General features: G+C 66.8%; 24 protein-coding genes, 1 tRNA gene and 1 other RNA gene. 18 read left to right on the top strand and 8 right to left on the bottom strand.

The window, feature by feature from the left end; all coding sequences use genetic code 11:
• Positions 1–89: 89 nt before the first annotated feature.
• Positions 90–473, bottom strand: a transfer-messenger RNA (tmRNA) gene (gene ssrA / locus G579_RS18705).
• A 144-nt stretch (positions 474–617) separates the two neighbouring features.
• Here ssrA and G579_RS19530 point away from each other — a divergent pair.
• Genes G579_RS19530 through G579_RS17150 form a run of 3 tightly spaced genes read left to right on the top strand, consistent with a single transcriptional unit; the run spans position 618 to position 2,676 of the window.
• A complete protein-coding gene (locus tag G579_RS19530) occupies positions 618–869 on the top strand; it encodes a hypothetical protein (RefSeq protein WP_230973839.1) in 252 nt (83 codons plus the stop codon).
• On the top strand, positions 836–1,540 hold the full coding sequence (locus tag G579_RS0111130; protein WP_230973842.1) for an HDOD domain-containing protein: 705 nt from the start codon (positions 836–838) through the stop codon (positions 1,538–1,540). The genes G579_RS19530 and G579_RS0111130 overlap by 34 nt, the downstream gene beginning before the upstream one ends.
• Positions 1,537–2,676: a GGDEF domain-containing protein gene (locus tag G579_RS17150; protein WP_051181453.1), complete on the top strand. Its 1,140-nt coding sequence runs from the start codon at positions 1,537–1,539 to the stop codon at positions 2,674–2,676. Before G579_RS0111130 ends, G579_RS17150 begins: the two co-directional genes overlap by 4 nt.
• A gap of 22 nt (positions 2,677–2,698) precedes the next feature.
• Here G579_RS17150 and G579_RS0111140 read toward each other — a convergent pair whose 3' ends face one another.
• Complete coding sequence (locus G579_RS0111140) at positions 2,699–4,339, bottom strand: ArnT family glycosyltransferase (protein WP_028990254.1); 1,641 nt, start codon at positions 4,337–4,339, stop codon at positions 2,699–2,701.
• A 77-nt stretch (positions 4,340–4,416) separates the two neighbouring features.
• Positions 4,417–4,872 (bottom strand): SsrA-binding protein SmpB, encoded by a 456-nt coding sequence (smpB, locus tag G579_RS0111145; protein WP_028990255.1) that lies wholly within the window; start codon positions 4,870–4,872, stop codon positions 4,417–4,419.
• Positions 4,873–4,976: 104 nt separating this feature from the next.
• Between smpB and G579_RS0111150 the strand changes: the two genes are divergently transcribed.
• The 3 genes from G579_RS0111150 to G579_RS0111160 are packed head-to-tail and all read left to right on the top strand — an operon-like array spanning position 4,977 to position 6,900.
• The gene (locus tag G579_RS0111150) at positions 4,977–6,122 is read left to right on the top strand and encodes a phospholipase D-like domain-containing protein (protein WP_028990256.1); all 1,146 of its coding nucleotides are present in this window, start codon (positions 4,977–4,979) and stop codon (positions 6,120–6,122) included.
• Positions 6,123–6,131: 9 nt separating this feature from the next.
• Entirely contained in the window at positions 6,132–6,599 is a 468-nt protein-coding gene (locus G579_RS17155; protein ID WP_051181455.1) for a type II toxin-antitoxin system RatA family toxin, read from the top strand.
• A gap of 4 nt (positions 6,600–6,603) precedes the next feature.
• Entirely contained in the window at positions 6,604–6,900 is a 297-nt protein-coding gene (locus G579_RS0111160; RefSeq protein ID WP_038019576.1) for an RnfH family protein, read from the top strand.
• Between the two features lie 13 nt (positions 6,901–6,913).
• Here the strand turns inward: G579_RS0111160 and G579_RS0111165 are convergent, their stop codons facing one another.
• On the bottom strand, positions 6,914–7,255 hold the full coding sequence (locus G579_RS0111165; RefSeq protein ID WP_028990258.1) for an outer membrane protein assembly factor BamE: 342 nt from the start codon (positions 7,253–7,255) through the stop codon (positions 6,914–6,916).
• Positions 7,256–7,342: 87 nt separating this feature from the next.
• Between G579_RS0111165 and fur the strand changes: the two genes are divergently transcribed.
• The gene (gene fur / locus G579_RS17160; RefSeq protein ID WP_211218724.1) at positions 7,343–7,819 is read left to right on the top strand and encodes a ferric iron uptake transcriptional regulator; all 477 of its coding nucleotides are present in this window, start codon (positions 7,343–7,345) and stop codon (positions 7,817–7,819) included.
• Positions 7,820–7,975: 156 nt separating this feature from the next.
• Here fur and recN read toward each other — a convergent pair whose 3' ends face one another.
• Positions 7,976–9,667, bottom strand: a complete 1,692-nt coding sequence (recN, locus tag G579_RS0111175; protein WP_028990259.1) for a DNA repair protein RecN — start codon at positions 9,665–9,667, stop codon at positions 7,976–7,978.
• A 6-nt stretch (positions 9,668–9,673) separates the two neighbouring features.
• Positions 9,674–10,570: an NAD(+) kinase gene (locus G579_RS0111180; protein WP_028990260.1), complete on the bottom strand. Its 897-nt coding sequence runs from the start codon at positions 10,568–10,570 to the stop codon at positions 9,674–9,676.
• Between the two features lie 169 nt (positions 10,571–10,739).
• Here G579_RS0111180 and hrcA point away from each other — a divergent pair, with 169 nt between their 5' ends.
• The 5 genes from hrcA to dapB all read left to right on the top strand — a co-directional run bounded on the left by hrcA (position 10,740) and on the right by dapB (position 16,600).
• On the top strand, positions 10,740–11,807 hold the full coding sequence (gene hrcA / locus G579_RS0111185; RefSeq protein WP_051181457.1) for a heat-inducible transcriptional repressor HrcA: 1,068 nt from the start codon (positions 10,740–10,742) through the stop codon (positions 11,805–11,807).
• Between the two features lie 82 nt (positions 11,808–11,889).
• On the top strand, positions 11,890–12,465 hold the full coding sequence (gene grpE / locus G579_RS0111190) for a nucleotide exchange factor GrpE (protein ID WP_028990262.1): 576 nt from the start codon (positions 11,890–11,892) through the stop codon (positions 12,463–12,465).
• Positions 12,466–12,517: 52 nt separating this feature from the next.
• Entirely contained in the window at positions 12,518–14,434 is a 1,917-nt protein-coding gene (gene dnaK / locus G579_RS0111195) for a molecular chaperone DnaK (protein WP_028990263.1), read from the top strand.
• A 116-nt stretch (positions 14,435–14,550) separates the two neighbouring features.
• Positions 14,551–15,678 carry a molecular chaperone DnaJ gene (gene dnaJ, locus G579_RS0111200; protein WP_028990264.1) on the top strand — a complete coding sequence of 376 codons (1,128 nt, stop codon included), beginning with the start codon at positions 14,551–14,553 and terminating at the stop codon, positions 15,676–15,678.
• A gap of 118 nt (positions 15,679–15,796) precedes the next feature.
• Positions 15,797–16,600, top strand: coding sequence for a 4-hydroxy-tetrahydrodipicolinate reductase (gene dapB, locus G579_RS0111205; RefSeq protein WP_028990265.1), 804 nt, complete (start codon positions 15,797–15,799; stop codon positions 16,598–16,600).
• Between the two features lie 47 nt (positions 16,601–16,647).
• On the opposite strand, the gene G579_RS17165 is transcribed toward dapB, so the two are convergent.
• Positions 16,648–18,489, bottom strand: a complete 1,842-nt coding sequence (locus tag G579_RS17165) for a putative bifunctional diguanylate cyclase/phosphodiesterase (protein ID WP_081662746.1) — start codon at positions 18,487–18,489, stop codon at positions 16,648–16,650.
• A 424-nt stretch (positions 18,490–18,913) separates the two neighbouring features.
• Here G579_RS17165 and G579_RS17170 point away from each other — a divergent pair, with 424 nt between their 5' ends.
• Entirely contained in the window at positions 18,914–20,968 is a 2,055-nt protein-coding gene (locus tag G579_RS17170) for a putative bifunctional diguanylate cyclase/phosphodiesterase (RefSeq protein WP_051181460.1), read from the top strand.
• Between the two features lie 54 nt (positions 20,969–21,022).
• On the opposite strand, the gene G579_RS0111220 is transcribed toward G579_RS17170, so the two are convergent.
• Positions 21,023–21,109, bottom strand: a tRNA-Leu gene (locus G579_RS0111220).
• A gap of 94 nt (positions 21,110–21,203) precedes the next feature.
• Between G579_RS0111220 and G579_RS0111225 the strand changes: the two genes are divergently transcribed.
• Genes G579_RS0111225 through secD form a run of 5 tightly spaced genes read left to right on the top strand, consistent with a single transcriptional unit; the run spans position 21,204 to position 26,899 of the window.
• On the top strand, positions 21,204–22,520 hold the full coding sequence (locus G579_RS0111225; protein ID WP_028990266.1) for a hemolysin family protein: 1,317 nt from the start codon (positions 21,204–21,206) through the stop codon (positions 22,518–22,520).
• Positions 22,501–23,553 carry a tRNA preQ1(34) S-adenosylmethionine ribosyltransferase-isomerase QueA gene (gene queA, locus G579_RS0111230; protein ID WP_028990267.1) on the top strand — a complete coding sequence of 351 codons (1,053 nt, stop codon included), beginning with the start codon at positions 22,501–22,503 and terminating at the stop codon, positions 23,551–23,553. Before G579_RS0111225 ends, queA begins: the two co-directional genes overlap by 20 nt.
• 7 nt (positions 23,554–23,560) lie before the next feature.
• On the top strand, positions 23,561–24,673 hold the full coding sequence (tgt, locus tag G579_RS0111235; protein ID WP_028990268.1) for a tRNA guanosine(34) transglycosylase Tgt: 1,113 nt from the start codon (positions 23,561–23,563) through the stop codon (positions 24,671–24,673).
• Positions 24,674–24,717: 44 nt separating this feature from the next.
• A complete protein-coding gene (gene yajC, locus G579_RS0111240) occupies positions 24,718–25,059 on the top strand; it encodes a preprotein translocase subunit YajC (RefSeq protein WP_028990269.1) in 342 nt (113 codons plus the stop codon).
• A gap of 46 nt (positions 25,060–25,105) precedes the next feature.
• Positions 25,106–26,899 carry a protein translocase subunit SecD gene (gene secD / locus G579_RS0111245; protein WP_028990270.1) on the top strand — a complete coding sequence of 598 codons (1,794 nt, stop codon included), beginning with the start codon at positions 25,106–25,108 and terminating at the stop codon, positions 26,897–26,899.
• The last annotated feature ends 3 nt before the right edge of the window (positions 26,900–26,902 follow it).

A 26,902-nucleotide genomic window follows, 5' to 3' on the forward strand; every position in this document is an offset into this window, starting at 1 on the left:
GAAGTCCGCAGGAATCCGCAGGAGTCCCCGCGAACACGCGGGAGCGCGCAAGAAAAAAGGCCAACCGAGAACGGTTGACCTTTATATATTGGTGGAGGCGGCGGGAATCGAACCCGCGTCCGCAAACCCTCTACCGTCCGGTTCTACATGCGTAGTCAGTCTACGATTTGACCTGCAGGGTCTCCGACTGACAGGATACCGAGCAGGCGAGTCTGGTTGGTTTAGCGGATTGGCCCCAGACGTGCCGCACCGCGATCCCGTGTAGGTCGACCCCCCAAATCCCGTTGCCGGGATTACCGTTGCCGGCTCCCAAGCCCACAGGCAGGCCTGGGTGGAGGGCTGGCTGCATTAAGCGGCCAGGGCGTAGTCGCTGTCGTTGGCAGTTATACGTGTTTGCGATTGGTTTTAAGAGCTTAATCGCAGCTCTGCATGCCCCGAAGGTGTCGCGATCTCCGTCGAAGCCGATCGCCCCCGTGGTAAACCTGGGCGCCGCAGCGCCATTGATTCATCCGTAATTTGTACTATGCTTATCTTGCAAACTCAATAGACAAACAAACCATAACATAGTTCCCCCCTCAGAGCCCAGCACCTACCGACGAGCTCAGCGGAGTACGCATATGAATACGGCTGCCGGCTGCCTTCGTGCCCAGATCCAGGAATTGCGCTTTTTGCCCCCGCTGCCCGCCGCGGCACCGGCGATTTTGCGGGTGTTCGCGGACGAGGAGGCGGACATCGAGGCCGTGGAGCGTGCCGTGGCGCTGGAGCCGGGGCTGGCGGCGCGCTTGTCGGACTGGCCAACTCCGCCTATTACGGCAATCAGGGCAGGATTTTTACCATCCGCGCCGCCATCATCAAGGCCTTGGGGCTGAAGCTGGTGAAGGATCTGGCGCTGTCGCTGCTGATGGCGCAGAGCTTCCGCCTGCGTGCCGGCCGGGCGTTTCGCCCCGAGGCGTTCTGGCTGCGCGCGGTCACCGTGGCCAAGGCCGCCGCCCTGCTGGCGGGCGCAGCGCGCCCCTGTGCCGGCAAGGCGCTGGGCAGGCGCCCGAAAAATGCGGCGAATGCCGAGGGCGCGGCCCAGGCCTATCTGGGCGGCTTGCTGCATCAGCTCGGCATTGCCGCCTTGGCCCACCTGGCGCCCGAGGAAATGGACCAGGTGCTGCTGGAGGTCGCGGCGCGGCAGGGTGCTTCCCTGGCATCGCTGGAGGAGGCGCGCTTCGGCATGTCGCACCAGAGCACGGGCGTGCTGCTGGCCAGGAAATGGCATTTGCCCGAAGAGGTGATTTCGGTGATTGGCCACTACCACGATCCGGACTACGACGGCCATCACGGCAAGCTGGTATCCGTCGTGCATGCCGCGTGCCTCTTGCACGAAGCCTTGGAGCAGGGAGAGACGACGATGCAGTTCCATGAGCACAGCACATCGAGATGGCCGGAGCTGGGTCTGGATGCCGAGCGGGTCGGCGGCGTGTTGTCCGGGTTGCGACAGGAGCAGGAAGGGCTGCGCCTGATGGCGGCGGCCATGAGTGGGGCGGAGCCGTGACGGCGTCCGGCTTGCAGTGGCTGGAGGACCGGATCGATCAGGTGGACGGGTTGTCCGTCCTGCGGGCTCTGTCCGAGCTGAATGCCTATCGCTTGGAGGGGCCGCAGCTGCTGGTCCAAGCCCTGGGCTTGTGGATCGATTATCTCGGCGTGGACGTGGTCAGCGTGCAGTTCCTGGAGGACCGGCTGTGGCGGGAGGCGCTGACGCTGGCCTGGAGTCCCGAGCACCAGCAGGTGGAAATCCCCCTGAAGAAGACCCCGTTCTGGAAATGCTTCAGGAAGCTGTCCGCGGAGATGGTGCAGGCGCAATCCGTGGTCCGGCGCACGCCCCTGTCCGCCGGGGACCAGCCGGGCGGGTCGGCCCTGATGCTGCCCCTGGGCGGCGATCAGGGGCTGCTGGGGGCGATCTTCCTGTATCACGCCCGCGCCGATTTCTTCACCCCCGCCCACGAGCGCCTGGGCGCCATCTTCGCCAATTTCCTGGCCCAAGCCATCGTAACCAATCGCCTGGTCCGCCACATGCACGAGGAGGTGGACCAGCGCGTGGCCGCCATGGACGCCCTCATGCAGGAAACCCTGGAACTGAAGAAAAAATACGAGCAGTTGTCCTTCGTGGACGAGCTGACCCAGCTCTACAACCGCCGCTTCTTCTTCCAGGAAGCCAAGCTGGCCCTGGCGCGCGATACCCGCAACGACGCCCCGTTCTCGCTGATCATGCTGGACGTGGACCACTTCAAGCGCATCAACGACCGCTACGGGCATTCCACCGGCGACGAGGTGCTGCGCTGCATCAGCGATTTCCTGCGCGCCTCCGTGCGCGAAACGGACATCCTGTCCCGCTTCGGCGGCGAGGAGTTCGCGCTGGCCCTGCCCGGCACCGACTGCAGCGGCGCCCGGCGGGTGGCGCAGATGCTGCTCGACGGCGTGCGGCGCCTGCCTTGCCGCACCGGCAAGGGCGAGCTCGTCCGCATCACCATCAGCCTGGGCCTGGCTTGCCGTACCTCGCTGGAGTACCTGAACGGCGAGACCGATCTGGAGCGCCTGCTGCACAACGCCGATCTGGCGCTCTATGCCGCCAAGGAGGGCGGGCGCGACCAGTGCTGCGCCTACGAGGAAATGACCCACTGCCCCCTCTGAGGGCCGGCGGGCCCGCCCCGCCTCAGGGGTGCCGGGGCTCGATGCGCACCAGCGCCACCACCTTCCCGCTGTAGAGATCCCGTTTTTCCATGAGCAGATAGGCCCGCGCCCGGCCGCCCAGCACCCTCGACAAGGCCGGCAGTTCGGCCTGCGGCAGGGCCAGGTACACGGGCCGGCCCATCGCCAGCAGACGCTTCAGTTCCTGCAAGTCCGTCAGGCGATGGATCTGCTGCTCGCCGCGCCCGCCGTAGAAGAGCAGGGAGGGCTGGAACCAGCGCCAGGCCGCCAGTGTGTAGGGCGCCTCGCCCTGCAGGCCCTGGATGAGCTGGCCGAAGCTGCGCGACGGCTTGGCTTCCTCCAGGTGCGGCAGGGCCCAGGCCACCAGCACGAAGGTCAGGGCCGCCGCCGCCGCGCTCAGGCCGGCGACGGCCGGGGCCAGACGCTGCCGCCACAGGAAGGCGAGGCCCAGCAAGCCGGCCGCCGCGTAGGGCAGGCCGAGCACGCCCAGGGCCGGCAGTTCCGGCACCGCTTTGGGGATCTGGACCTGGCCGGCGACGATCAGGGCGATGCCCGCCGCGAGCAGGACCGCCATGGACAGCAGGGCGCCGCCGCGCCGCAGGGGCAGCTCGCCCCGCAGGGCCTGCACCAGGCGCAGGGCGATGAGGATGAAGAGCGGCGGGTAAGCCGGCCACACGTAGTTGGGCAGCTTGGTGGCCGCCAGGCTGAAGAAGGCGATCCAGGTCAGCGCCCAGACCATGAGAAAGGCCTGCGCCGGCGCCTGTTGCGCCAGGCGGGCGCCGAAGCGGCGCCAGGGGGCCGCCAGGGCCTGGGGCAGCAGCACGGACCAGGGCAGCAGGGCCACGGGGATGGTGGCCAGGTAGTAGAGGAGGGGGCCGCGGTGTCCCTCCATGGGATCGAGGAAGCGGTCCACGTTGTGGGCGCCGAGGAACTGGCGCAGCCATTCCCCTTCGCTGGCCCACCAGGCCCATACGTACCACGGCACGGCGATGAGCAGAAAGAGCGGGATGCCGAGCCCCAGCCGGCCCTCGCGCCACAGGTGCGGCAGATCCCGGCGCCAAGCCAGGAAGAGCAGGATGATGAGACCGGGCAGCAGCACGCCGATGGGCCCCTTGGCCAGCACCGCCAGGGCCAGGGCGGCGTAGCTCAGGAGATAGTCCCGGCGCCGGCTGGCCGGGTTCAGGTAGCCCGCGAGCCAGCTGAGCAGGCCCAGGGCGACGAAGAAGATCAGCAGGGGGTCGGGCACGGCGGCGCGGAAGATCACCTGGCTGTGCAGCGCGGTCGCACCCAGCAGCGCCGCCATCAGGCCCGTCTGCGCGTCGAAGAGGCGCCGGGCCTGCACCGCCATGAGCAGCACCAGCAGCGCCCCGAACAGCACCGCCCCCGCGCGCAGGCCCCATTCGTTGAAGCCGAAGAGCCGGGTCATGCCCGCCATCACCCAATAGTTGAGGATCGGCTTGTCGGGCCGCAGCTCGCCGTTGAAGGTGGGCAGGGCGTAATCGCCGCGGCTCGTCATTTCCTTAAGGGCCTGGGCATTGTTGGGCTCGTCGATGTCCCACAGGGAGCTGTCGCCGGCGCCGATGCCGAGCAGCAGCAGGGCCAGGACGAAGAGCAGGAAGCTGTGCTGGAGAAAGGTTTTGTTCATGTGTTATGGTTTCCGGCAGCTGGGCACGAGACTCGGCGGGCATGACGGCGCACGGCGCCGCAACAGCACCCTTGCGGCTAACGGCCCCCTTTCAGAATGCGGGCCTTGTCGCGCTCCCATTCGCGTTCCTTGATGGATGCGCGCTTGTCGTGCAGCTGCTTGCCGCGCGCCAGGGCGATCTCCAGCTTGGCGCGGCCGTTCTTCCAGTACATGGCCGTGGGCACCAGGGTGTAGCCCTTGCGCTCCACCTGGCCGATGAGGCGGTTGATCTGCTGCTTGTGCAGGAGCAGCTTGCGCGTGCGCAAGGGGTCGGGCTTGATGTGGGTGCTGGCGGTGGGCAGGGGGGAGATGTGCGCGCCGAAAAGCCACAGCTCGGCGTCCTTGATCAGGACGTAGCTTTCCTTCAGGTTGACCCGGCCGGCCCGCAGCGATTTGACTTCCCACCCTTCCAGCACGATGCCTGCTTCGAAGCGTTCTTCGATGAAGTACTCGAAGCCGGCCTGGCGGTTGAGGGCGATGGTGGATTGGCTCATGGACAGCGGTCCTAATGGAAACGGGCGGATGCTTTGTTTTAGTGGAATCATTGTAGAGGACTCGGGCAGGGAATGCCTAGCGCCTTTCACGGATCGGGGGAGGAATGGCCAAGGGCTCGCGCGGACAATGGCATGAGTTGCAGGATTTCCGGCTGTACACGGAAATGGCCACCATTGCGGAAGCCATCGACACCTGCCTCCTGAATGCGCGCGAGGAGATCCTGCTGGAGATCTACATCTTCGAGGCGGGAGACTGGCCCGCGCGCGTGCTGGACATCCTGGTGGCGAAGGCGGAGGCGGGGGTGCGGGTGCACCTGACCCTGGACGCCATCGGCTGCATGGCCTTTCCGCGGGCCTGGGTCCAGCGCTTGCGCCAGGCCGGCGCGCATCTGGTCTGGTATCACCGGCTCGATTACCTGAACCTGCGCCAGACCATGCGCCGGACCCATCGCCGCATTCTGGTGGTGGACGGCCGCTTCGCCGCCCTCGGCGGCTTCGCCATCGCCGATGCCTGGCTGACCGGGGCATGGACCGGCCAGCCTTACCGGGAGCTCATGGTGTGCTTCGGCGGCCCGCTGGCCACGCAAATGCGCATGGCCTTCGGCAGCACGCACCGGGTGCCGCTCCTGCCGTTGCGGGCGGCCATGCCTGGCGGCGCGGCGGCGCCGGTGCTCGGCAAGGGGCGCCTGCTGCTGAATTCGCCGCCCGGGCGCAACACCATTCACGAGCGCCTGCTGGCGGCCATCCGCGCGGCGCGCACCCATGTCTGGATCGCCACGCCCTACTTCAATCCGGATTTCTGGGTGCGGCGCGCCCTGTATCAGGCCGCCCACCGCGGGGTGGACGTGCGCATCCTGCTGCCCGGCCCCTTGACCGACCATCCCATCTTACGCCATGGGGTGCGAAGGTATTATCATAGGATGCTGGCGGCCGGGGTGCGAATATTCGAATATTCCCCCGCCTTTCTGCACAGCAAGTGCACGGTGGTGGACGGGCGCTGGGCGACCGTGGGTTCGGCCAACCTGGACCTGCTCAGCCACTGGTTCAACCGCGAACTCAACCTGGAGTGCCGCGGCCGGCCCCTGGTGAATCTGCTGGTCACCCTCCTGTCCCGGGAGTTCCAGCAATCCCAGGAGATCACCCTCGCCAGCTGGCTGGCGCGCCCCCGCTGGCAGCGCGTGCTGGAAAACGGGCTCGGCATCGTGGACCGGGTGCTGCAGAAGAGCGCCCTGGCCCGCTACAGACGTTAAGGAGAATGCATGCACAAAGTCCAAAAAACGGCCGTTCTGCCCTATACGCCCGCGCAGGTGTTCTCTATGGTCGAAGACATTCCTTCCTATCCGGCCTTTTTGCCCTGGGTCAGCCGTGCCCGCATCCTCAGCCGCAAGGGCGACGAGGTGCTGGCCGAGCTCAGTTTCGCGCAGGGTGGCCTGAGCAAGGCGTTCACCACGCGCAACCTTCATCAGCGCAACAAGATGATCGAGATCCGCCTGGTCAACGGCCCCTTCCGCATGCTGGAAGGGCTGTGGCGCTTCGAGCCGGTGCGCGGCGGCACCCGCGTCAGCCTGGATCTGCAGTTCGATTTTTCCAGCCGGCTCCTGGAGCTCCTGCTGGGGCCCATTTTCAAGCACGCCACCGAGACCATGGTCAACGCCTTCCAAGGCCGCGCGCGGGCCATTTACGGCCAGGACCGGGTGGCCGCCGATCAGATCCCCACCGAGATTTGACGCCATGAAAGTGGAAGTGGCCTACGCCGAGCCGGCCCAGCAGTGGCTGCTGGAAATCGAGGTGCCGGAGGGGGCGACCGTGGGCGAGGCGATCCAGCGCTCCGGCATCCTCGAGCAGTGTCCGCGGCTCGTCTTCGAGCAGCTCAAGGTCGGCGTGTTCGGCAAGCTGACCAAGATGGACCGTGTGCTGCGCGCGGGCGAGCGCGTCGAAATCTACCGTCCGCTCATCGCCGATCCAAAGCAGGTGCGGGCGGAGCGCGCCAAGGCGGGCAAGGCGGCCAAGGCGGAAGACGGCGAATGAGGCGCGGCGCGGCCTAGCGCGGCGCGGCCGCCGGCTTCACATCCCCTTCCACCCGCAGCAGCTTGCCGCTGGCGTCGAAGATCACGGTGATGCGGCGTTGCTCGCGCTTGCCGTAGGACGGCTTGAAGCTGTAGACGTAGTCCCAGCGTTCGGGGTGGAAGGGGTCGGTGACGAGCGGTGTGCCGAGCAATTCCTGCACCTGCCCGCGATCCATGCCGGGCTTGAGCTGCTCGACCTGCTGTTGCTGAATGACGTTGCCCTGCTGCACATCCACCCGGTAGAGATTGCAGCCCGCCACGGCAAGGCCCAGAGCGGGAATCAGAGCGAAAGAAAGCGCGCGCACGGTTGTTTTCATAACAAGAATTATTATCCTTCGGCCCAAATCCAGTACAATGCCCGTAAAAAGACGGTCTATCCTAAACGAAACGACGAGGATTGTCCCATGCAGAGACTGGATAGTGAAGATTTGAAGAAGGCGGGGCTGAAGGCTACGCTGCCGCGCCTGAAGATCCTGCGCATCCTGGAAAACAGCCAGACGCGCCATCTCACCGCCGAGGAAGTATACCGTCAGCTGCTGGATGCCGGCGAGGAGGTGGGGCTGGCGACGGTCTACCGGGTGCTGACCCAGTTCGAGGCGGCGGGCCTGGTGAAGCGCCACCACTTCGAGGGCGACCGCTCCATCTTCGAGCTGGACGAGGGTGGACACCACGATCACATGGTCTGCACGGCGTGCGGCAAGGTGATCGAATTCTACGATCCGGCCATCGAGGAGCGGCAGCGGGAAGTCGCTGCCAACCATGACTTCAGCATCAACGAGCACAGCCTGTATCTCTACGGCACCTGCCGCGGCATGCGCGAGCGGGGAGTCTGCTCCATGACCGGCGCGGCGGAAACGGCGCCGGCGGACAGCATCTCCTGAAGCCGGTTCCCGCGTACCCCGGATAGCACCGTTCTCGGCACCGTTGCCGGCTGACCGCGGCTGTGCGCCGGCCTGCGTTGAAATGCAAAGCCCGCAGGCGCGGGTTGGCCCGCGCAGACCTGACCTGTTCTCATCCCCACAAGCGCCGTCGTGGCGCTAGCGCTCCTCGCCGCTTTCCGCCAGCATCAGCATCTCCTCGGCCACCGCCCGGGTCTGCTCGGTGATCTGCACGCCGCCCAGCATGCGCGCCAGCTCTTCCTTGCGCGCGTCGGGGGCCAGGGGCACCAGGGTGCTGAGGGTCTGATCCCCGGCGCTGCGCTTGGTGACGCGCAGGTGATGATGGCCCTGGGCAGCCACCTGGGGCAGGTGGGTCACGCAGAAGATCTGCTTGCGGGTGCCCAGCTGGCGCAGCTGGCGCCCGACGATCTCGGCCACCGCGCCGCCGACGCCCACGTCCACCTCGTCGAAGACCAGGGTGCCCACCACGCCCTGGCCCGCCAGCACCACCTGGATGCCCAGGCTGATGCGCGACAGCTCGCCGCCGGAGGCCACCTTGGCCAGCTCCCGCGCCGGCTGGCCGGGGTTGGTGTTGACCAGGAAAGCAATCTGATCCAGGCCGTGCTGGCGGAAAGCAGTCTCGTCGGCGGCATCCCGGCTTTCGACCTGCACCTGAAAGCGGCCCTGCGGCATGCCCAATTGCTGCATCTGCGCCGTGACCGCCTCGCTCAGGGTGCGGGCGGCGGCCTCGCGCGCCGCGCTCAGCTGACGTGCCGTCTCCCGGTAGGTGGCGGCGCTGGCCGCCAGCGCCGCGGCCGCCGCCTGCAGGTTTTCGCCGAGGTGCTCCAGCTGGTCGCGCTCTTCGGCCAGGGCCGCGCGCCGGGCCAGCAGGGCGGGGTAGTCGCAGTGATGCTTGCGCAGCAGCCGCTGCAGCTGGTCCAGGCGATCGTTGACGGCATCCAGGCGGCCGGGATCGGATTCCAGGTGGCCCAGGTAGTTGCGCAGCGCCGCCGCCGCCTCATCCACCTGAATCAGGGCGCCGTCCACCAGGCTGGCGATGCCCTCCAGGCGGACATCCACCCCGCTCAGTTCCGTGAGCTGCCGGCTCAAGGCGCCGAGCGTGTCGCTGACCGCGCCTTCGCCTTCGTAAAGCTGTTCCAGTCCCCGGCTGGCGGTGCTCTCCAGCTGGTGGGCGGCGGCCAGGCGCAGCCGTTCCTGCTCCAGCGCCTCCAGTTCGCCCGGCTTGGGATCGGCCTGCTCCAGCTCCTCCAGCTGAAAGCGGATCAGCTCCAGGCGCGCATCGCGCTCCTGCTGGCTGTGGCGCAGCTGCTGCAAGGCCTCGCGCTTGGCCTGCCAGTCGCGGAACTGCTGCCTGAGGGTGGCCAGCAGCGGCTGATTGCCGGCATAGGCGTCCAGGAGCTCGCGCTGCACGTCGGCTTGCAGCAGGCTCTGGTGGGCATGCTGTCCGTAGATGTCGGCGACCAGATCGCCCACCTGCTTGAGCTGCTGCAAGGGGACCGGGCGGCCGTTGATGAAGGCGCGGGAACGGCCGCCGCGGCTGACGATGCGGCGCAAGAGGCAGTTGCCCTCGTCCGCGACGGCCAGCTCCTCCAGCAGGGCCAGGGCCGGGTGCGCGTCGGCCAGCTGGAAGTCCGCGGCGATGTCCGCCTGCTCGGCGCCGTGGCGGATCATGCCCGGATCGGCGCGTTCGCCGAGGACCACGGACAGGGCATCGACGACGATGGACTTGCCGGCGCCGGTCTCGCCGGTGAGCACCGTCAGGCCGCTGTCCAGGTCCAGGTCGAGGCTGTCGATGATGGCAAAATCACGAATGCTGATGTGGCTGAGCATGGATGGCTAGGCATCTCCCAGGTGTTCCGCCCAGTGCAGTTTCTGGCGCAGCACCTGGTAATGGCTCCCCCCCTTGGGATGGATGAGCGTGGCGGCGCACGCCGCGCGGCTGATGTGGATTTCGTCGGCGTTGTGCAGGTTGTAGGTTTTGTGGCCGTCGAAGCTGACCTGCGCCGGGTTGTTGCGGGTGTCGTTGATGCAGATGCGCAGAGTGGCCTGGTCGGAGACCACCAGCGGCCGGTTGCTCAGGGTGTGCGGACAGATGGGCACGAGCAGCATGGCCTCCAGGCTCGGTTCGAGGATGGGGCCGCCGGCGGACAGGGCGTAGGCGGTGGAGCCGGTGGGCGTGGACACGATCAGGCCGTCCGAGCGCAGGGTGTAGACGAAGTCGCCGTTGATGTAGGTGTCGAATTCGATCATGCGGGCGAAGTTGCCCTTATGGACGACCACATCGTTCAGGGCCGGGGCCTGGTGCAGCACGTAGCCGCCGTCGCGCCAGATGCTGCCCAGCAGCAGGGTGCGGCGGTCGAGCACGTAGTCGCCGGCGAGGATGGCCGGCAGGGCGTGCTCCATCTGTTCCAGGGAAACGTCCGCCAGGAAGCCCAGGCGGCCCAGGTTGACGCCGAGCAGGGGGACGCCGTAGAGGCACAGGCTGCGGGCCGCGCCCAGCAGGGTGCCGTCGCCGCCCAGCACGATGGCCAGGTCGCAGTGCTGGCCGATCTCCTCCAGCGTGGTCACGGCATGGGGGAGGGCGCTGCCGCCCATGTGCACGGCGCTTTCGGCCTCGACGAAGAGCTCCAGGCCCAGCTGGTGCACCAGTTGCGCCAGCTTCAGCAGGCAGGGGCCGGTGGAGGGGTCCTGGTACTTGCCCAGCAGGCCGATTTTTTGGAATTGGGTGCCCATAGCGGGAAAGCTAGCACGGGTCGCGAATTAATCCAAGACGAGGCGCGGACGGGTGCTTCCAGGGGACTGCCGCCCGGAGGATGGACGAAGGCTGGATCAGGCTTTCTTGACACTGGGGCCGCCCCCTTGCTAGCTTTTAGCACTCTAACTCGTGGAGTGCTAAAGCGGTATGGAACGGGGCGTTTCTCCAATCGCGGCTTCGAAGGACGTGGCGCTGGTCGACGAGCGAGCCAAGCACCTGCTCAAGACCCTGGTCGAGCGCTATATCGTGGAGGGGCAGCCGGTGGGCAGCCGGCAGCTGGCCCGCGACGCGGGGCTGCAGCTCAGCGCCGCCACGGTGCGCAACGTCATGGCGGATCTGGAGGAGATCGGCCTGGTGGCGTCGCCGCACACCTCCGCCGGCCGGGTGCCCACCAGCCGCGGCTTTCGCTTCTTCGTGGACATGCTGCTGCAGGTCCGGCCGCTGACCGAGGAATCCACCCAGCGCCTGCTGCGCCAGTTGGGTGCCGGCCCGGTGGCTCCGGACCTGGTGGCCCAGACCGCTTCGCAACTGCTCTCCAATATGACGCACATGGCCGGTTTCGTGCGGGTGCCGAAGATTTCGCAAAGTGCTTTCCGCCAGATCGACTTCGTCGCCCTCAACGACCGGCGGGTGCTGGTGGTGCTGGTCACCCAGAGCGGCCAGGTGGAAAACCGCATCATCCAGACCGAGCGGCCCATGCCGCCCAACGAGCTGGCGCGGGCGGCCAATTACTTCAACGAGCTCTTCGCCGGCCTGCCCCTGAGCACGGTGGCCCAGCGCCTGCAGGAGGAGTTGAGCCAGACCCGCAGCCAGATGGACCAGATCCTGCGCAGCGCCATGGAAATGGGGCGCGAAGTGCTGCATCTGCGCGACGAGGAAGTGGTCATCGACGGCGAATTCAACCTGCTGGACAGCTCGGATCTGGCCAATCTCCAGCAATTGCGGGAGCTGCTGGAGGTGTTCCGGCAGAAGCGCGACCTGGTCCATCTGCTGGACGAGTGCACGCGCGCGGACGGCATCCGCATCTTCATCGGCGAGGAGTCCGGCTACGCGCCGCTCAGCCAGTGCAGCATGATCACGGCACCCTACCAGGTGGACGGCCAGATCCTAGGGGTGCTGGGCGTGATCGGGCCGACGCGCATGCCCTACCAGGACATCATTCCGCTGGTGGACTGCACGGCGCAGATTCTGTCCGGCGTGTTGTCGCTGCGCTGAACCCTTGAAAAGCAAGGGGCCTTTCCCCATCTACTGAAACAGTGATAGACCGAGTCATTTTCAACCACGGGCAAGGAAAATTATGACAGACGCAAAGCATGCACCAGGCCAGGAAGAAAGCCAGACACCGGCGGATGCCCAGTCCCCGGAGCCGCAGGCTGCCGAGACGGCTGGCGCAGCCGGAGCCGCGGAGGGCGCCTCGACCGATTGGGCGGCCAAGGCCCAGGAGAACTGGGAGCTGTACCTGCGGGCCCGCGCGGAGCTGGACAATTTTCAAAAGCGCAGCCAGCGGCAGCTGGAGGACGCCCACAAGTACGCCGTCGAACGCTTCGCACGCGAGCTGCTGCCGGTGAAGGACAGCCTGGAAATGGCGCTGGCCGTCGAGGCGGGCGGCGCGGAGGGCGTGGCCCAGTTGCGCCAGGGCGTGGAGATGACCCTGAACATGCTGAATCAGGTCTTCGACAAGTTCGGCATCCAGGTGCTGGACCCGCTGGAGCAGCGCTTCGATCCCAACCACCACCAGGCCATCGCCGCGGTGGAAAGCGAAGGCGAGCCCAACCGCGTCCTGCAGGTGCACCAGAAGGGTTATCTGCTGAGCGACCGCCTGCTGCGTCCGGCGCTGGTATCCGTATCCAAGGCGGCCGGTGCCTCGGCCTGATCATGTCTCTGGTCTGAAAACATCATAATTCAAAATTCAAGGAGCGTAAGATATGGGAAAGGTAATCGGCATTGACCTGGGTACCACCAACTCCTGCGTCGCCGCCATGGAAGGCGACAAGGCCAAGGTCATCGAGAACAGCGAAGGCAAGCGCACCACCCCCTCGGTGGTGGCCTTCACCGAGGACGGCGAGATCCTGGTCGGCGACGCCGCCAAGCGCCAGGCGGTGACCAATCCGGAAAACACCGTCTACGAAGTCAAGCGCCTGATCGGCCGCAAGTTCGACGATCCGGAAGTGCAGAAGGACATGAAGCATGTGTCCTACAAGATCGTCAAGGCCGACAACGGCGACGCCTGGGTGGAGGTGCGGGGCAAGAAGTACTCGCCCCAGGAAATCTCCGCCATGATCCTCAAGAAGATGAAGAAGTCCGCCGAGGACTACCTGGGCGAACCGGTGACGGAAGCGGTCATCACGGTGCCGGCCTACTTCAATGACGCCCAGCGCCAGGCCACCAAGGACGCCGGCCGCATCGCCGGGCTGGAGGTCAAGCGCATCATCAACGAGCCCACGGCGGCGGCCCTGGCCTTCGGCGAGGACAAGCGTCCCGACGACAGCAAGATCGCCGTCTACGACCTGGGCGGCGGCACCTTCGACATCTCCATCATCGAGATCGCCAACGTGGACGGCGAGCATCAGTTCGAGGTGCTGTCCACCAACGGCGACACCTTCCTCGGCGGCGGCGACTTCGACAGCCGGCTGATCAACTATCTGGCCGACGAGTTCAAGAAGGACAGCGGCATCGACCTGCGCAGTGACCGCCTGGCCCTGCAGCGCCTGAAGGAAGCGGCCGAGAAGGCCAAGATCGAGCTGTCCTCCAGCCAGCAGACCGAGGTGAACCTGCCCTTCATCACGGCGGATGCCAGCGGGCCCAAGCACCTGAACATCAAGCTGACCCGGGCCAAGCTGGAATCCCTGGTGGAGGAGCTCATCGAGCGCAGCCTGGGGCCCTGCCGTACCGCCCTGAAGGACGCCGAGCTGTCCACCGGCCAGATCACCGATGTGATCCTGGTGGGCGGCCAGACCCGCATGCCCAAGGTGCAGGACGCGGTCAAGGACTTCTTCGGCAAGGAACCACGCAAGGACGTCAATCCGGACGAGGCGGTGGCCATTGGTGCGGCCATCCAGGGCGGCGTGTTGTCCGGCCAGGTCAAGGACGTGCTGCTCATGGACGTCACGCCGCTGTCGCTGGGCATCGAGACCTTGGGCGGCGTGATGACCAAGCTCATCGAGAAGAACACCACGATCCCGACGCGCAAGTCCCAGGTCTTCTCCACGGCCGAGGACAACCAGTCGGCGGTGACGGTGCACGTGCTGCAGGGCGAGCGTGAAATGGCCCGCGACAACAAGTCGCTGGCGCGCTTCGATCTTGCCGACATTCCGCCGGCGCCGCGCGGCATGCCCCAGATCGAGGTGACCTTCGACATCGACGCCAACGGCATCCTGCACGTGTCCGCCAAGGACAAGCAGACCAACAAGGAGCAGTCCATCAAGATCACGCCCAGCTCCGGCCTGACCGAGGAGGAGATCCAGCGCATGGTCAAGGACGCCGAGGCCCATGCCGCCGAGGACAAGAAGGCGCGCGAGCTGGTGGACGCCCGCAACGAGGCGGACGCGCTGATTCACGCCACGCGTAAGACCTTGACGGATCAGGGCGACAAGCTGGCGGCCGACGACAAGTCCCGGGTGGAGGCGGAGATCCAGAAGGTGGAAGCCGCCGTCAAGGGCGACGATCTGGAGGCCATCCGCAGCGCGGTTGCCGCCCTGGCCGCCGCCTCCCAGCGCCTGGCCGAGCAGGGGGCGCAGTCCGCCGGCGCGGCTGGTGCCGGAGCCCAGCAGGGCGGGGCCAAGGCCGGGGGTGACGAGGACGTGGTCGAGGCCGAGTTCGAGGAAATGGACGACAAGAAGTAACGGCCTCGCGGTCGCGAGCCCGGCAGCATCGGGACGCGGGGCCTGCGCCCCCGTCCCGCTTTGCTGTCAAGACATGGCGCAGTACCCGGCGTGAACCGGGGCATGGATACGGAAATATGGCAAAACGGGATTACTACGAAGTTCTGGGCGTCAGCCGCAATGCATCGGAAGCCGAGCTGAAGAAGGCTTACCGGCGGCTGGCGATGAAATATCATCCCGACCGCAACCCGGATGACCACGAGGCGGAGGAGCGCTTCAAGGAAATCTCCGAGGCCTACGAAGTGCTGTGCGATTCGCAGAAGCGCGCTGCCTACGACCAGTTCGGCCATGCGGGCGTCGGGGCCGGCGAAGGCGGCTTCGGCGGCGGCTTCGGTGGTTTCGGCGGCCTGGGCGACATCTTCAACGACATCTTCGGGGATGCCTTCGGGCGCGGCTTTGGCGGCGCCCAGTCCTACCGGGGCGCCGATCTGCGCTATAACCTCGAACTCAGCCTGGAAGAGGCGGCCCTCGGCACCGAGGTGAAGATCCGCGTGCCCGCCTCGGAGGTCTGCGATGTCTGCAACGGCAGCGGCGCCAAGCCCGGCACCCAGCCGGAAACCTGCTACACCTGCGGCGGCATGGGTCAGGTGCGCGCCAGCCAGGGCTTCTTCTCCGTGACCCGCACCTGCCCCAGCTGCGGCGGCGCGGGCAGCATCATCAAATCCCTGTGCAACAAGTGCCACGGCAGAGGCCGGGTGAGCATGGAGAAGACCCTTTCCGTCAAGATCCCCGCGGGTGTCGACACCGGCGACCGCATCCGGCTGTCGGGCGAAGGCGAGCCTGGCGAGCGCGGCGGGCCGGCGGGCGATCTCTACGTGCAGATCCGCATCAAGCCGCATCCCATCTTCCAGCGCGAGGGCGACAACCTGGCCTGCGAGGTGCCCATCAGCTTCACCCGCGCCGCCCTGGGCGGCGAGCTGGAAGTGCCGACCCTGTCCGGGCGCGCCAAGCTCAGGATTCCCCACGGCACCCAGTCGGGACAGGTCTTCCGCTTGCGCGGCAAGGGCGTCAAGGGGGTGCGCAGCCAGATGCCGGGCGACCTGCTGTGCCGCATGAAGGTGGAGGTGCCCGTCAACCTGACCGAGCGCCAGCGCGAGCTCCTGGAGGCCTTCGAGACCGAGGGCCAGGCCCACGGCAGCCAGACGCCCGAAGGCAGCAGCTGGAGCAGCAAGGTCAAGGATTTCATGGAGAAAATGGGATTCTGAGTCGGTGCTGAATCCCGCGTGCCGAATGAAAGCAATGCGCAGGGTGCCAGGCGTTCGGTTTGGCACCCTGTTTTCTTCTCGGCACCTGAAACTCAACGGATAAAAAGAGAGAATCCATATGGTGAAGATTGGTGTAACCGGAGCGGCCGGACGCATGGGACGGCATCTGCTGCAGGCGGTGGCACAGCATCCCGGGGCAACGCTCGGCGCGGCGGTGGGCCGGCCGGGCGCGGCTTATCTGGGCAGCGACGCCGGCAACCTGGCCGGTACCGGGCCCCTGGGCGTGCCGGTGGTGGACAGCCTGCACAAGGTGCTGGAGCAGGTGGACGTGGTGGTCGAGTTCACCACGCCGAGCGCTACCCTGGCGCACCTGGAAGCCTGCCGCAATGCGGGCCGGGGCATGGTCATCGGCACCACCGGCTTCGATGCCGGGCACAAGGCCATGATCCGCGAAGCGGCCCGCGGCGTTCCGGTGGTCTTCGCGCCGAACATGAGCGTCGGCGTGAACGCCCTGTTCGGCGTGCTGCGCCAGGTGGCGCAGACCTTGGGGGATGAGTACGACGTGGAGATCATCGAGGCCCACCATCGCAATAAGATCGATGCGCCCTCGGGCACGGCGCTGGCGCTGGGCGAGGAGGTGGCGCAGGCGCTGGGCCGGGAGCTTTCCGCCGTGGCCGTGTACGGCCGCGAGGGCATCACCGGGGTGCGCGACGGCAAGACCATCGGTTTCGCCACCGTGCGCGGCGGCGACATCGTCGGCGACCACACGGTGATGTTCGCCGGCCCCGGCGAGCGGGTGGAAATCACCCATCGGGCCACCAGCCGCATGAACTTCGCCGTCGGCGCGGTGCGGGCCGCGGTGTGGCTGGCGGGCAAGCCCGCCGGGCTCTATGACATGCAGGACGTGCTGGGCCTGCGTTAGCTCACGCAGTGCGGCACGGGTATCGCCGGTGCCGCGCTGAACGGCTGCTACGGCAGCGTCTCCAGCCGGGGCCGCCCGAAGTGGTAGCCTTGCGCCCAGTTCACCCCCATGTCGCGGAGCATGGCCGCCGTTTCCGCGCTTTCCACGTATTCCGCGATGGTCACGAGGCCCAGATCGCAGGCGATGTCCTGAATCCGCCGGATGATGATTCGGGCCTTTTCCTCCCGCGCCACGCGCCGCACCAGTTCGCCTTCGAGCTTGAGAAAGGAAATGGGCAGGTCGGTCAGGTAGCGGAAGGAGGAGTAGCCGCTGCCGAAGTCGTCGATGGCCAGGCGGATGCCGAAATCCAGAAAAGGCGTCAGAATGCGGCGCGCCCGCTGGGTGTCTTCCAGAAACTCCCGCTCCGTGATTTCGATGACCAGCGGTTTTTCCTTGCCGATCAGGTCGCCGCAGGCGTGGCAGTGGTCTTGCGCGCAGGCCAGCAAATCCTCCACCAGATGCGCATGGCGCAGCAGATCGGTGGATATGTTGACGAAATGGGCGAGCGGGATGCCGGATTGCATCTGTAGGCTGCAGCGTTGCAGCACCTGGCGGATCACGGCGTGGTCCACCCGATGCACGATCTGCAGTTGATGGGCGGCGTCGATGAAGCGTCCGGCCTCGAGCACGCTGCCGTCCGTTGCCAGCAGGCGGGCCAGGGCCTCTTCGGCCACCACCTGGCCGGACTGGAGATCGACGATACTTTGATAGGCGGGCCGTATCCGGCCCTCGTGCAGCGCCATTTCCATCTGGTTGGCCAGTGAAAAGATGTTCTCGCCGCCGCGATTGCGCCTGACCCGGTTGCGGCCTTCCCGTTTGGCCTCGTAGAGCGCGGCGTCCACCTTGGCGAGCAGGGCGTCCGGCGTGTCGCCGTCCAGGGGGAAGCTGACCAGGCCGGCACTGATGCTGATGGGAATGGGGCGCCCCTGCCAGGAGATCGGCTGTTCCATGACCAAGTGCCGCAGGCGTTCGGCGGCACTCAAAGCGGCATCGCTGTCCGTGTCCGGCATCAGGCACAGAAACTCCTCGCCGCCCCAGCGCCCCAGGTGGTCGGTCTGGCGCAAAATCGCGCGTGCGGCCTCGGTGACGCGCACCAGCACCGCATCACCGGTGCTGTGGCCATAGAGGTCGTTGACCAGTTTGAAGCGATCGAGATCGAAGAGCAGCAGGCTGTAGGGCCGCTGGCTACGCTGCGCGCGGGCGTGTTCCTGGGCGATGCGCGCTTCCAGGGCGCGCCGGTTGAGCAGGCCGGTCAACGGGTCGGAGGTGGCCAGCTGCTCCAGTTGGCGGTGCGCGGCGGCCTGGGTCAGCGCCACTTCGCAAAGGCGGGCAAAAGCCTGGAAGGCATCGAGTCCAAGCTGCTCGAAGTAATCTTCTTCGCCCGCGCCCAGGGCGAACACGCCGGCCTCGCCGGCGCCGCGCGCCTGAAAGGCAATGGATACGACCGAGCGGATGCCGTGGGCAAGGGCCTCCTCCCGCCACAGCTCGAACTCGGGCGCGCTCGCCACCCGCAGGGTGATGGGGCGGCCGCTGGCCAGGGTGCGACGGGCCGGCCCCTGCATGGCCCGGGGATCGCGGCCGATGGCCACCTTGGCGGCATAGGTGTGCGCCGGGCCGGCGACATAGAGCGGCCGAATGACTTCCGGGTCCCGCTCGCCCACGTAGATCCAGGCCATGCGAATCTCAGGGGAGGCTGCCACCAGTGCATCGCAGAAGGACCGTAGGATCGCCCCCACCTCCTGCTCCTTGCTCAGGCTGGCGCTGGCTTCCAAAAGGGCTGCCAGGAGGGCTTCCCGCTGGCCGCTGACGGCCAAGTTTCGGTCTGGGATGAGGTTTTTCTCAATATCCATTTTGTTTTTGATTTTGTTTTGAGAGCGGCCGCGGCCAGCTTGCTTGCTGATAGTCCTATTAGTCCAGCATTGCCAAAAGGCAAGAAAGGCGCGTGGATCGGCCTGCCGCCACGCGGACGGTTGGCCGTCGCGGGTGGCCTGGGCGCCTTCGGTCGGATCAGGCGTCGCCGACGAGGCGGTGCTCTGGCTGCCGGGCCTGAATCGCTTGTGTTCCTTTGCTTCATGAGATTAAAGTAGCCGTTAGTATTTTCTTAAATTGACAAAGTCTGATGTTACCCTTCCGAGTCGCCTCCCTGTTGCGCATTGCCGTGTCCCCTGACGGGACTGCCGCACGTCCGGTGCAGGCGGTGAAGCGGCCATGCGCTGATCCTGGCGCCGGCCGGGCATGAGGGCGCGGGGAGCTGCAATGGGCGGGGAAGACAGGATGAGCGGCAGTGCGGAGGAGTTCGCGGAGATCATCAACCTGGCCCCGCTGGCATTCTGGAGCGCGGACGCCGGCTTGCGGCGCATCCACTTCATCAGCCGGGCGGCCCATGCCCTGACCGGCTTCGATGCCGGCGAATTCGAAGGCAATCCCGACCTCTGGTTCAGCCGGCTGCTGGATGCAGATCGGCAGGCGGCGCTGCTGATCCATGAGCAGGTGGTGCGGGATCGTTCTCCCGGCCGCTATCAGGCGCGATTCCATCACCGCGACGGCAGTGTGCGCTGGCTGGACAACTATGTCTTCCCGGCGCTCGACGATGCCGGCAAGGTGGTGCGCCAGCACGGCTGCGTGGTGGACGTCACGCAGGCGAAGCAGCAGGAGGAGGCCCTGCGCAAAACGGCGCTGGTCTTCGAGCATCTCTACGAGGGCATTCTGATCACCGATGCCCAGGGCTTGATCGAGCATGTCAATCCGGCCTTTACCCGCATCACCGGCTACACCGCGGCCGAAATCCTGGGCGCGACTCCCGGCATCCTGAGCTCGGGGCTGCATGACAAGGCATTCTATGAGCTGATGTGGTCGGCCCTGCTGCGGGAAGGGCACTGGAGCGGCGAGATCTGGAACCGGCGCAAGAGCGGCGAGGTGTATCCGCAGTGGCTGCAGATCGCCACCATCCGGGACGATGCAGGCGCCGTGCAGAATTACGTGGCCGTGTTCAGCGATCTGAGCCGGCGCAAGGCGCTGGAGGCGCAGGTCCTGCATCAGGCCATGCATGACGTGCTGACGGATCTGCCCAACCGGCGCAGTCTGGAGGAGCGTCTGCTGCAGGCCATCGCCCAGGCCAGGCGCCACGGCAATCAGTTGGCCGTGCTCTTCCTGGACCTGGACGGCTTCAAGGAGGTCAACGATACTCTCGGGCACGAGGTGGGCGACGTGCTGCTGCAGCTGGCGGCGCGCCGCTTGCGCAGCTGCCTGCGGGAGGAGGATACCCTGGCGCGCTGGGGCGGTGACGAGTTCGTCGTGCTCCTGCCGCGGGTGGACGGCCTGGAAAGCGTGCTGACCGTGGCGGAGCGCCTGCTGGCGGTGCTGAACGTCCCCTTCGAGCTTGACCACATGCAGCTGCAGCTCAACGGCAGCATCGGCATTGCCCAGTTCCCGGGCTGCGGCCAGGATGTCTCCACCCTCTTGCGCCATGCCGATGCCGCCATGTACGCGGCCAAGAAGGAAGGCGGCGGCAAATACCGGCTCTTCGGCCGTTCCGTGGCCCCCCTGATGCTGGAACGCTCGCTCCTGAAGCGCGGGCTGCAGCGCGCCCTGGACGGCAGCGAGTTCGTCCTGCATTACCAGCCCAAGGTGGATTTCCACAGTGGTCGGATCGTCGGCGCCGAGGCCCTGCTGCGCTGGCAGGATCCGGAGCGCGGATTGCGCGGGCCGGTCGAGTTCATTGCCTTGGCCGAGGAGATGGGGCTGATCCTGCCCATCGGCGAATGGGTGCTGGGCGAGGCCTGCCGGCAGGCGCAGCGCTGGCATCGTGCCGGGCATGAGCTGCACGTGGCCGTGAACCTGTCAGCGCGCCAGTTCCAGGATCCCGATCTGGTGGCCAAACTGGCGCAGATCCTGGCGGAGAGCCGTATCGCCCCGTGCCAGCTGCAGCTGGAGGTCACGGAGAGCGTGGCCATGGAGCGGCCTGAAGTGGGCTATGCCATGATGCAGGAGTGCGTGGCCATGGGGGTGGGCATTGCCATCGACGATTTCGGCACCGGCTACTCCTCGCTGGCTTACCTGAAGCGGCTGCCCGCCCGCGAAATCAAGATCGATCGCGCCTTCGTGCGCGACGTGGTCAGCGACCCCGACGACCGGGCCATCGTCGGCGCCGTCGTCGCCCTGGGGGGCGCCCTGGGGCGGCGGGTGACGGCCGAAGGGGTGGAGACGCGGGAACAGTTCGCCTGCCTGAAGGAGATGGGCTGCGATCTGGTGCAGGGCTACTGGACGGGCAGGCCGATGCCGGCCGATGCATTCGAAGCGCTTTTGGGCACGGACCGGCTGTTCGTCTGAACGCGGCGCGGCTACGAAAAAAGGCCCGGCGTTGCCACGCCGGGCCTTTGCGTCTGGTACCGAGGGTCGGAGTCGAACCGACACGGTGTCACCACCACCGGATTTTGAGTCCGGCGCGTCTACCAATTCCGCCACCCCGGCCAAGAACCGAAAATTGTAGTACGAAGCCTCGGGCTGCGCAAGGTGGATTGGGGCATCGGTGGTTTTTGCCAGGGAGACATGTTAGAAAGCGCGTATGAACGATCTATTGCTGGTATTCCTGGCCTTTGCGCTGGTGCTGCTCAACGGCTTTTTCGTGGCCGCCGAATTCGCCATGGTCAAGATGCGCGCCACCCGCGTGCAGACCATGGCGCGCGAGCACGGACTGCGCGGCCGCATCCTGGCCCAGGTGCATGCCCATCTCGACGCCTACCTGTCCGCCTGTCAATTGGGCATCACCCTGGCCTCTCTGGGCCTGGGCTGGATCGGCGAGCCGGCTTTTGCCCGTCTGCTGGAGGGCCCGCTGCTGACGCTCGGGGTCGAGTCGCCCGCCGTGGTGCACGGCATCTCCTTTGCCTTTGCCTTTTTTCTCATTTCCTACCTGCACATCGTGCTGGGCGAGTTGGCACCCAAATCCATGGCCATCCGCCAGCCGGAGCCGGTATCCCTGTGGACCGCCGTGCCCCTGTACAGCTTCTACTGGCTCATGTATCCGGCGATCTGGCTGCTCAACCAGAGCGCCAACTTCATCTTGAGGACCCTGGGCCAGGAAATGGCCCATGAGGAGGAGCGCCCCCACTCCCCCGAGGAGTTGAAGATGATCGTGATGTCCAGCCATGCCCAGGGGGAGCTGATCGGCGAAGCGGGGGAGATCCTGGCCCGCACGCTGGACTTTTCCGACTTGACCGCCGGCGAGCTGATGCGGCCGGCGGCGGACATGGTCTGCCTCTTCGTGGACAAGCCGGCGGCGGACAACATCGCCACCATGGACCGCTACCGCTACACGCGCTACCCCGTCTGCGAGGAGGATCGCAGCAACGTGATCGGCATCGTGCACGTGAAGGACCTCTTCGCCGCCCAGCGCCGCGGCGACTCGCTGAGCGACCTGGGCGTCTTCATGCGGCCCATCGCCGTGGTGCCGCGCGACCTGCCGGCCTTCGACCTGTTCCGGCGCTTTCGCGAAGGAGAATCCCATTTCGCCGTGGTGACGGACGACCTGGGCACGGTGACCGGCTTCATCACCATGGAGCACATCCTGGAAGCCCTGGTGGGCCAGATCCAGGACGAGTTCCAGCGCCAGAAGAGCGGCTGGCAGCGGCTGCCGGACGGCAGCTTCCTGGGCGCGGCCAGCCTGCCCATCTATACCCTGGAGCGCGAGCTGGACATCGAAATCCCCGCCGAGGAGGTGGATACCATGGGCGGGCTCGTCATGTGGCGCCTGGAGCGCCTGCCGCAGCCGGGCGAGCGCGTGGCCTTCGACGATTTCGACGTGCTCGTGCGCGAGATGCAGGGGCCGCGTATACTGCGCGTGCAAATTTATCCGAAGCGCCAACGTGAAGAAGAGTCAATTTAGCTATCATCTGCCTGAACATCTGATCGCCCAGGCGCCCCTGCCGCAGCGCAGCGCCTCCCGGCTGCTCCATCTTGAAGGGGCCAGCGGCCGCCTGGAGGACCGCCTTTTCCGGGAGCTGCCGGATTTGCTGCGGCCGGGGGATCTGCTGGTCTTCAACGATACCCGCGTCATCCCGGCCCGCTTCCACGGCCGCAAGGATACCGGCGGCGCGGTGGAGCTGATGCTGGAGCGCCTGGCGGCGCCGCATCTGGCCTGGGTCCAGGCGCGCGCCTCCAAGCCCCTGCGGCCGGGCGGCGAGGTGATCCTGGCGGCGGGCGTCAGCGTGCGGGTGCGGGAGCGCGAGGGCGATCTCTTCCTGCTGGAAAGCCCGCCCGACCGGGATTGGCCGGCGCTGATGGCCGCCCATGGCGAAGTGCCTCTGCCGCCCTATATCGCGCGCCAGCCGGAGGCGGCGGATCTGGAGCGCTACCAGACGGTCTACGCCCGCCGCCCGGGCGCCGTGGCCGCGCCGACGGCCGGGCTGCACTTCGATGAGGCGCTGCTGGCGACCCTGGCCGAGCACGGGGTGGCGCAGGCCAGCGTCACCCTGCACGTCGGCGCCGGCACCTTCCAGCCGGTGCGCGTGGAGGACATCCGCGAGCACCACATGCATGCCGAATACCTGGAGGTGCCGCCCGCCACCGTGGCGGCGGTGGCGGCCGCCCGCCGGCGCGGCGGGCGGGTGGTGGCGGTGGGCACCACGAGCCTGCGCGCCCTGGAGGCGGCGGCCGCGGACGGCGAGCTGCGGCCTTATGCCGGCGAGACGCGCCTGTTCATCTATCCAGGCTACCGCTTCCGCGTGGTCGACGCCCTGATCACCAACTTCCATCTGCCCGAGTCCACCCTCTTGATGCTGGTCTGCGCCTTCGCTGGCCAGACGCAAACGCTGGCGGCCTATGCCCACGCGGTGGCGCGGGAGTACCGTTTTTTCAGTTATGGAGATGCCATGTTCGTGACGCCGGAGCGGGCTTCCCTGGGAGCGGAACGTGGCTGACGGGCCGCTGCGCTTCGACATCCATGCCCGCGACGGCGCGGCGCGCACCGGCCTGATCCGCCTGCGGCGCGGCGAGGTGCGCACGCCGGCCTTCATGCCCGTGGGCACCTACGGCACGGTCAAGGCCATGACCCCGGAAGAGCTGCGCACGCTCGGCGCCGACATCATCCTGGGCAACACCTTCCACCTGATGCTGCGGCCTGGCCTGGAGGTGGTGGAAGCGCACGGCGATCTGCACCGCATGATGCACTGGGACGGGCCGATCCTGACCGACTCGGGCGGCTTCCAGGTCTTCAGCCTGGGAGCCTTGCGCAAGATCACCGAGGCCGGCGTGAAGTTCCGCTCGCCGGTGGACGGCCGCGCCGTGTTCCTGGGCCCCGAGGAATCCATGGCCGTGCAGAAACGCCTGGGCTCGGACATCGTCATGATCTTCGATGAGTGCACGCCCTATCCGGCCGATCATGAAACCGCGCGTCGGAGCATGGAACTGAGCCTGCGCTGGGCGGGCCGCTCGCGCGCGGCCTACGACGGCGACGGCGCGCTCTTCGGCATCGTGCAGGGCGGCATGTACGCGGACCTGCGGGCGCGCTCCCTGGAGGGCCTGCAGGCCATCGGCTTCGACGGCTACGCCATCGGCGGCCTGTCGGTGGGCGAGTCCAAGGACGAGATGCTCGCCACCCTCGACGCCCTGGTGCCGCAGATGCCCGCCGACAAGCCCCGCTACCTCATGGGCGTGGGCACGCCCGAGGACATCGTCGAGGCGGTGCGGCGCGGCGTGGACATGTTCGATTGCGTCATGCCGACCCGCAACGCCCGCAACGGTTGGTTGTTTACCCGCGAAGGGACGGTTAAGCTACGCAACGCCCGTTATGAACTGGATACCGCGCCGCCCGATCCGGCCTGTACGTGCTACACTTGTCGCTATTACAGCCGGGCTTACCTGCGCCATCTGCAGCGTAACCGGGAGATCCTGGGGGCGCGCCTGAACACCATTCATAACCTGCACTACTACCAGGATCTCATGCGCGGCCTGCGGGAGGCCATCGCCAGCGGCCAGTTGGCAGACTTCGTGGCGGACTTCTACGCCCGCCGCGGGCAGGCCGTGCCGCCGCTGGCCTGAGCGGGCCGCGCAACACATTCGGAAAATGTATAAAAGGAACTGCGATGAGTTTTGATCTTGGCTTGATCTCTTCCGCCTATGCCCAGGCGCCGGCCGCGCCGCAGGAGCCCAACCTGCTGCTGCAGCTCGCGCCGATGCTGGTCATCTTCGCCATTTTCTACTTTCTCCTCATCCGCCCCCAGATGAAGCGGGCCAAGGAGCTGAAGCAGCTGGTGGAGTCGCTGGCCAAGGGCGACGAGGTGGTGACCAACGGCGGCCTGGCCGGGCGGGTGGTCAACGTGGGCGACGATTTCCTCGGGCTGGAAGTGGCCGACGGCGTGGTGGTCAAGGTGCAGAAGCAGGCGGTGACCCTGGTGCTGCCCAAGGGTTCGCTGAAAAAGACCTGAACGCCGGACCCTCGCTCCATTCCGCCCTGCCTAAGGAACGCGCTGCATGAATCGTTATCCGCTGTGGAAGTATCTGCTGATTCTGGCGGTACTCATTCCGTCCTTCCTGTACGCCCTGCCCAACGTCTACGGCACCGATCCGGCCCTGGAGATCAAGGCGCCCCAGGGCACTGCGGCTCCAAGCCCGGCGCAGGTCGAGTCTCTGCTGCAGCAGGCGCGCATTCCGTATCTGCAGGTGCGGCAAGGCGGCGGCGAGATCCGGGCGCGTTTCCCTGATGCCGAGTCCCAGGCCAGCGCCCAGGTGCTCCTGCGCCAGCGCCTGCCGGCGCAGACGGAAGTGGCCTTGGCCTCCCTGTCCGCCGCGCCGGGCTGGCTGCAGGCCCTTGGCGCCAAGCCGGTGAATCTCGGCCTGGATCTGCGCGGCGGTGTCTACCTGCTCCTGCAGGTGCAGACGGAGGTGGCGATCAACCGCGCCGTCGATCGCTACGTGGACGAGTTGCGCGTCTTCATGCGCGAGAAGGGCATCCAGTACCTGCGGGTGGAGCGCGAGGGCGCACAGGCGCTGCGCATCAAGCTGAACGATCAGGCCGCCCTCGACGCTGCCGGCCGCGAGTTCGGCGAGCGCTATCCCGAACTGGCCCTCCTGCCGGAGCGCACGCCCGACGGCCTTTTTCTGCGCGTCACCCTGACCGACGCGGAAAAGGAGCGTCTGCGCAAGTTCGCGGTGGAGCAGGGCATCATCACCATCCGCAACCGCATCGACCAGCTCGGCGTGAGCGAGCCGGTCATCCAGCGCCAAGGCATCGACCGCATCGCCGTGCAACTGCCGGGCGTGCAGGACACCGCCCGCGCTAAGCAGATCATCGGCTCCACTGCGCAGCTCGAGTTCAAGATGGTCGACGAGGAGCACGATGTGGCTGCCGCCGTGGGCGGCAGCGTGCCGGCCGGCGATGCCCTTTACTACGGCCGCGACGGCCAGCCTTATCTGCTGAAGACGCACACGGTGCTGACCGGCGAGTTCATCAGCGATGCCGGTTCCGGCATCGATCAGCAGACCGGCCAGGCCATCGTCAACGTCAGCTTCGATGGTCGCGGCACGCGCATCTTCTCGCGCCTGACCACCGAAAACGTCGGCAAGCGCATGGCCATCCTGCTGGACGACAAGGTCATCACCGCGCCGGTCATCAACGAGCCCATCACCGGCGGGCGGGCGCAGATCAACGGCTTCGCCGACACCCAGGAGGCCCACTCGGTGGCCATCATGCTGCGCGCCGGCGCGCTGCCGGCGCCGGTGGCGGTGGTGGAGGAGCGCAGCGTCGGGCCGAGCCTGGGCCAGGACTCCATCGAGCAGGGCATCAACTCCATCATCATCGGCATGCTGGTGGTGCTGGCCTTCATGACTTTCTATTACCGGCTCTTCGGCCTGGTGGCCAATCTGGCGCTCGCCCTCAACGTGGTGCTCATCATCGCCGCCCTGTCGCTGCTGGGCGCCACCCTGACCTTGCCAGGCATGGCCGGCATTGTGCTGACCGTGGGCATGGCGGTGGACGCCAATGTGCTCATCTACGAGCGCATCCGCGAGGAGCTGCGCAACGGCATGAGCCCGCGCGCCGCGGTGGACGCCGGCTTCGAGCGCGCAATGACCACCATCATCGACTCCAACATCACCACCCTGATCGCCGGCCTCGTGCTCTTCCAGTTCGGCACCGGCCCAGTGCGCGGCTTCGCGGTGGTGCTGAGCATCGGCATCCTGACCTCCATGTTCACCGCGGTCATGGTGAGCCGCGCGGTCATCCAGTTCGTGATGGGCCGCCGGCGCTTGCAGAAGCTCTATATCTGAGGA

Source organism: Thermithiobacillus tepidarius DSM 3134 (assembly GCF_000423825.1).
GTDB lineage: Bacteria > Pseudomonadota > Gammaproteobacteria > Acidithiobacillales > Thermithiobacillaceae > Thermithiobacillus > Thermithiobacillus tepidarius.

Bases quoted from the DNA above. Each gene is read 5' to 3' on its own strand.
- dnaJ (WP_028990264.1), top strand. From the start codon at position 14,551: ATGGCAAAACGGGATTACTACGAAGTTCTGGGCGTCAGCCGCAATGCA.
- recN (WP_028990259.1), bottom strand. From the start codon at position 9,667: ATGCTCAGCCACATCAGCATTCGTGATTTTGCCATCATCGACAGCCTC.
- G579_RS0111180 (WP_028990260.1), bottom strand. From the start codon at position 10,570: ATGGGCACCCAATTCCAAAAAATCGGCCTGCTGGGCAAGTACCAGGAC.
- dnaK (WP_028990263.1), top strand. From the start codon at position 12,518: ATGGGAAAGGTAATCGGCATTGACCTGGGTACCACCAACTCCTGCGTC.
- grpE (WP_028990262.1), top strand. From the start codon at position 11,890: ATGACAGACGCAAAGCATGCACCAGGCCAGGAAGAAAGCCAGACACCG.
- G579_RS17165 (WP_081662746.1), bottom strand. From the start codon at position 18,489: ATGGATATTGAGAAAAACCTCATCCCAGACCGAAACTTGGCCGTCAGC.
- G579_RS17170 (WP_051181460.1), top strand. From the start codon at position 18,914: ATGAGCGGCAGTGCGGAGGAGTTCGCGGAGATCATCAACCTGGCCCCG.
- G579_RS0111225 (WP_028990266.1), top strand. From the start codon at position 21,204: ATGAACGATCTATTGCTGGTATTCCTGGCCTTTGCGCTGGTGCTGCTC.
- G579_RS19530 (WP_230973839.1), top strand. From the start codon at position 618: ATGAATACGGCTGCCGGCTGCCTTCGTGCCCAGATCCAGGAATTGCGC.
- smpB (WP_028990255.1), bottom strand. From the start codon at position 4,872: ATGAGCCAATCCACCATCGCCCTCAACCGCCAGGCCGGCTTCGAGTAC.
- G579_RS0111165 (WP_028990258.1), bottom strand. From the start codon at position 7,255: ATGAAAACAACCGTGCGCGCGCTTTCTTTCGCTCTGATTCCCGCTCTG.
- dapB (WP_028990265.1), top strand. From the start codon at position 15,797: ATGGTGAAGATTGGTGTAACCGGAGCGGCCGGACGCATGGGACGGCAT.
- secD (WP_028990270.1), top strand. From the start codon at position 25,106: ATGAATCGTTATCCGCTGTGGAAGTATCTGCTGATTCTGGCGGTACTC.
- yajC (WP_028990269.1), top strand. From the start codon at position 24,718: ATGAGTTTTGATCTTGGCTTGATCTCTTCCGCCTATGCCCAGGCGCCG.
- fur (WP_211218724.1), top strand. From the start codon at position 7,343: ATGCAGAGACTGGATAGTGAAGATTTGAAGAAGGCGGGGCTGAAGGCT.
- hrcA (WP_051181457.1), top strand. From the start codon at position 10,740: ATGGAACGGGGCGTTTCTCCAATCGCGGCTTCGAAGGACGTGGCGCTG.
- G579_RS0111140 (WP_028990254.1), bottom strand. From the start codon at position 4,339: ATGAACAAAACCTTTCTCCAGCACAGCTTCCTGCTCTTCGTCCTGGCC.
- G579_RS17155 (WP_051181455.1), top strand. From the start codon at position 6,132: ATGCACAAAGTCCAAAAAACGGCCGTTCTGCCCTATACGCCCGCGCAG.
- G579_RS0111150 (WP_028990256.1), top strand. From the start codon at position 4,977: ATGGCCAAGGGCTCGCGCGGACAATGGCATGAGTTGCAGGATTTCCGG.
- G579_RS0111160 (WP_038019576.1), top strand. From the start codon at position 6,604: ATGAAAGTGGAAGTGGCCTACGCCGAGCCGGCCCAGCAGTGGCTGCTG.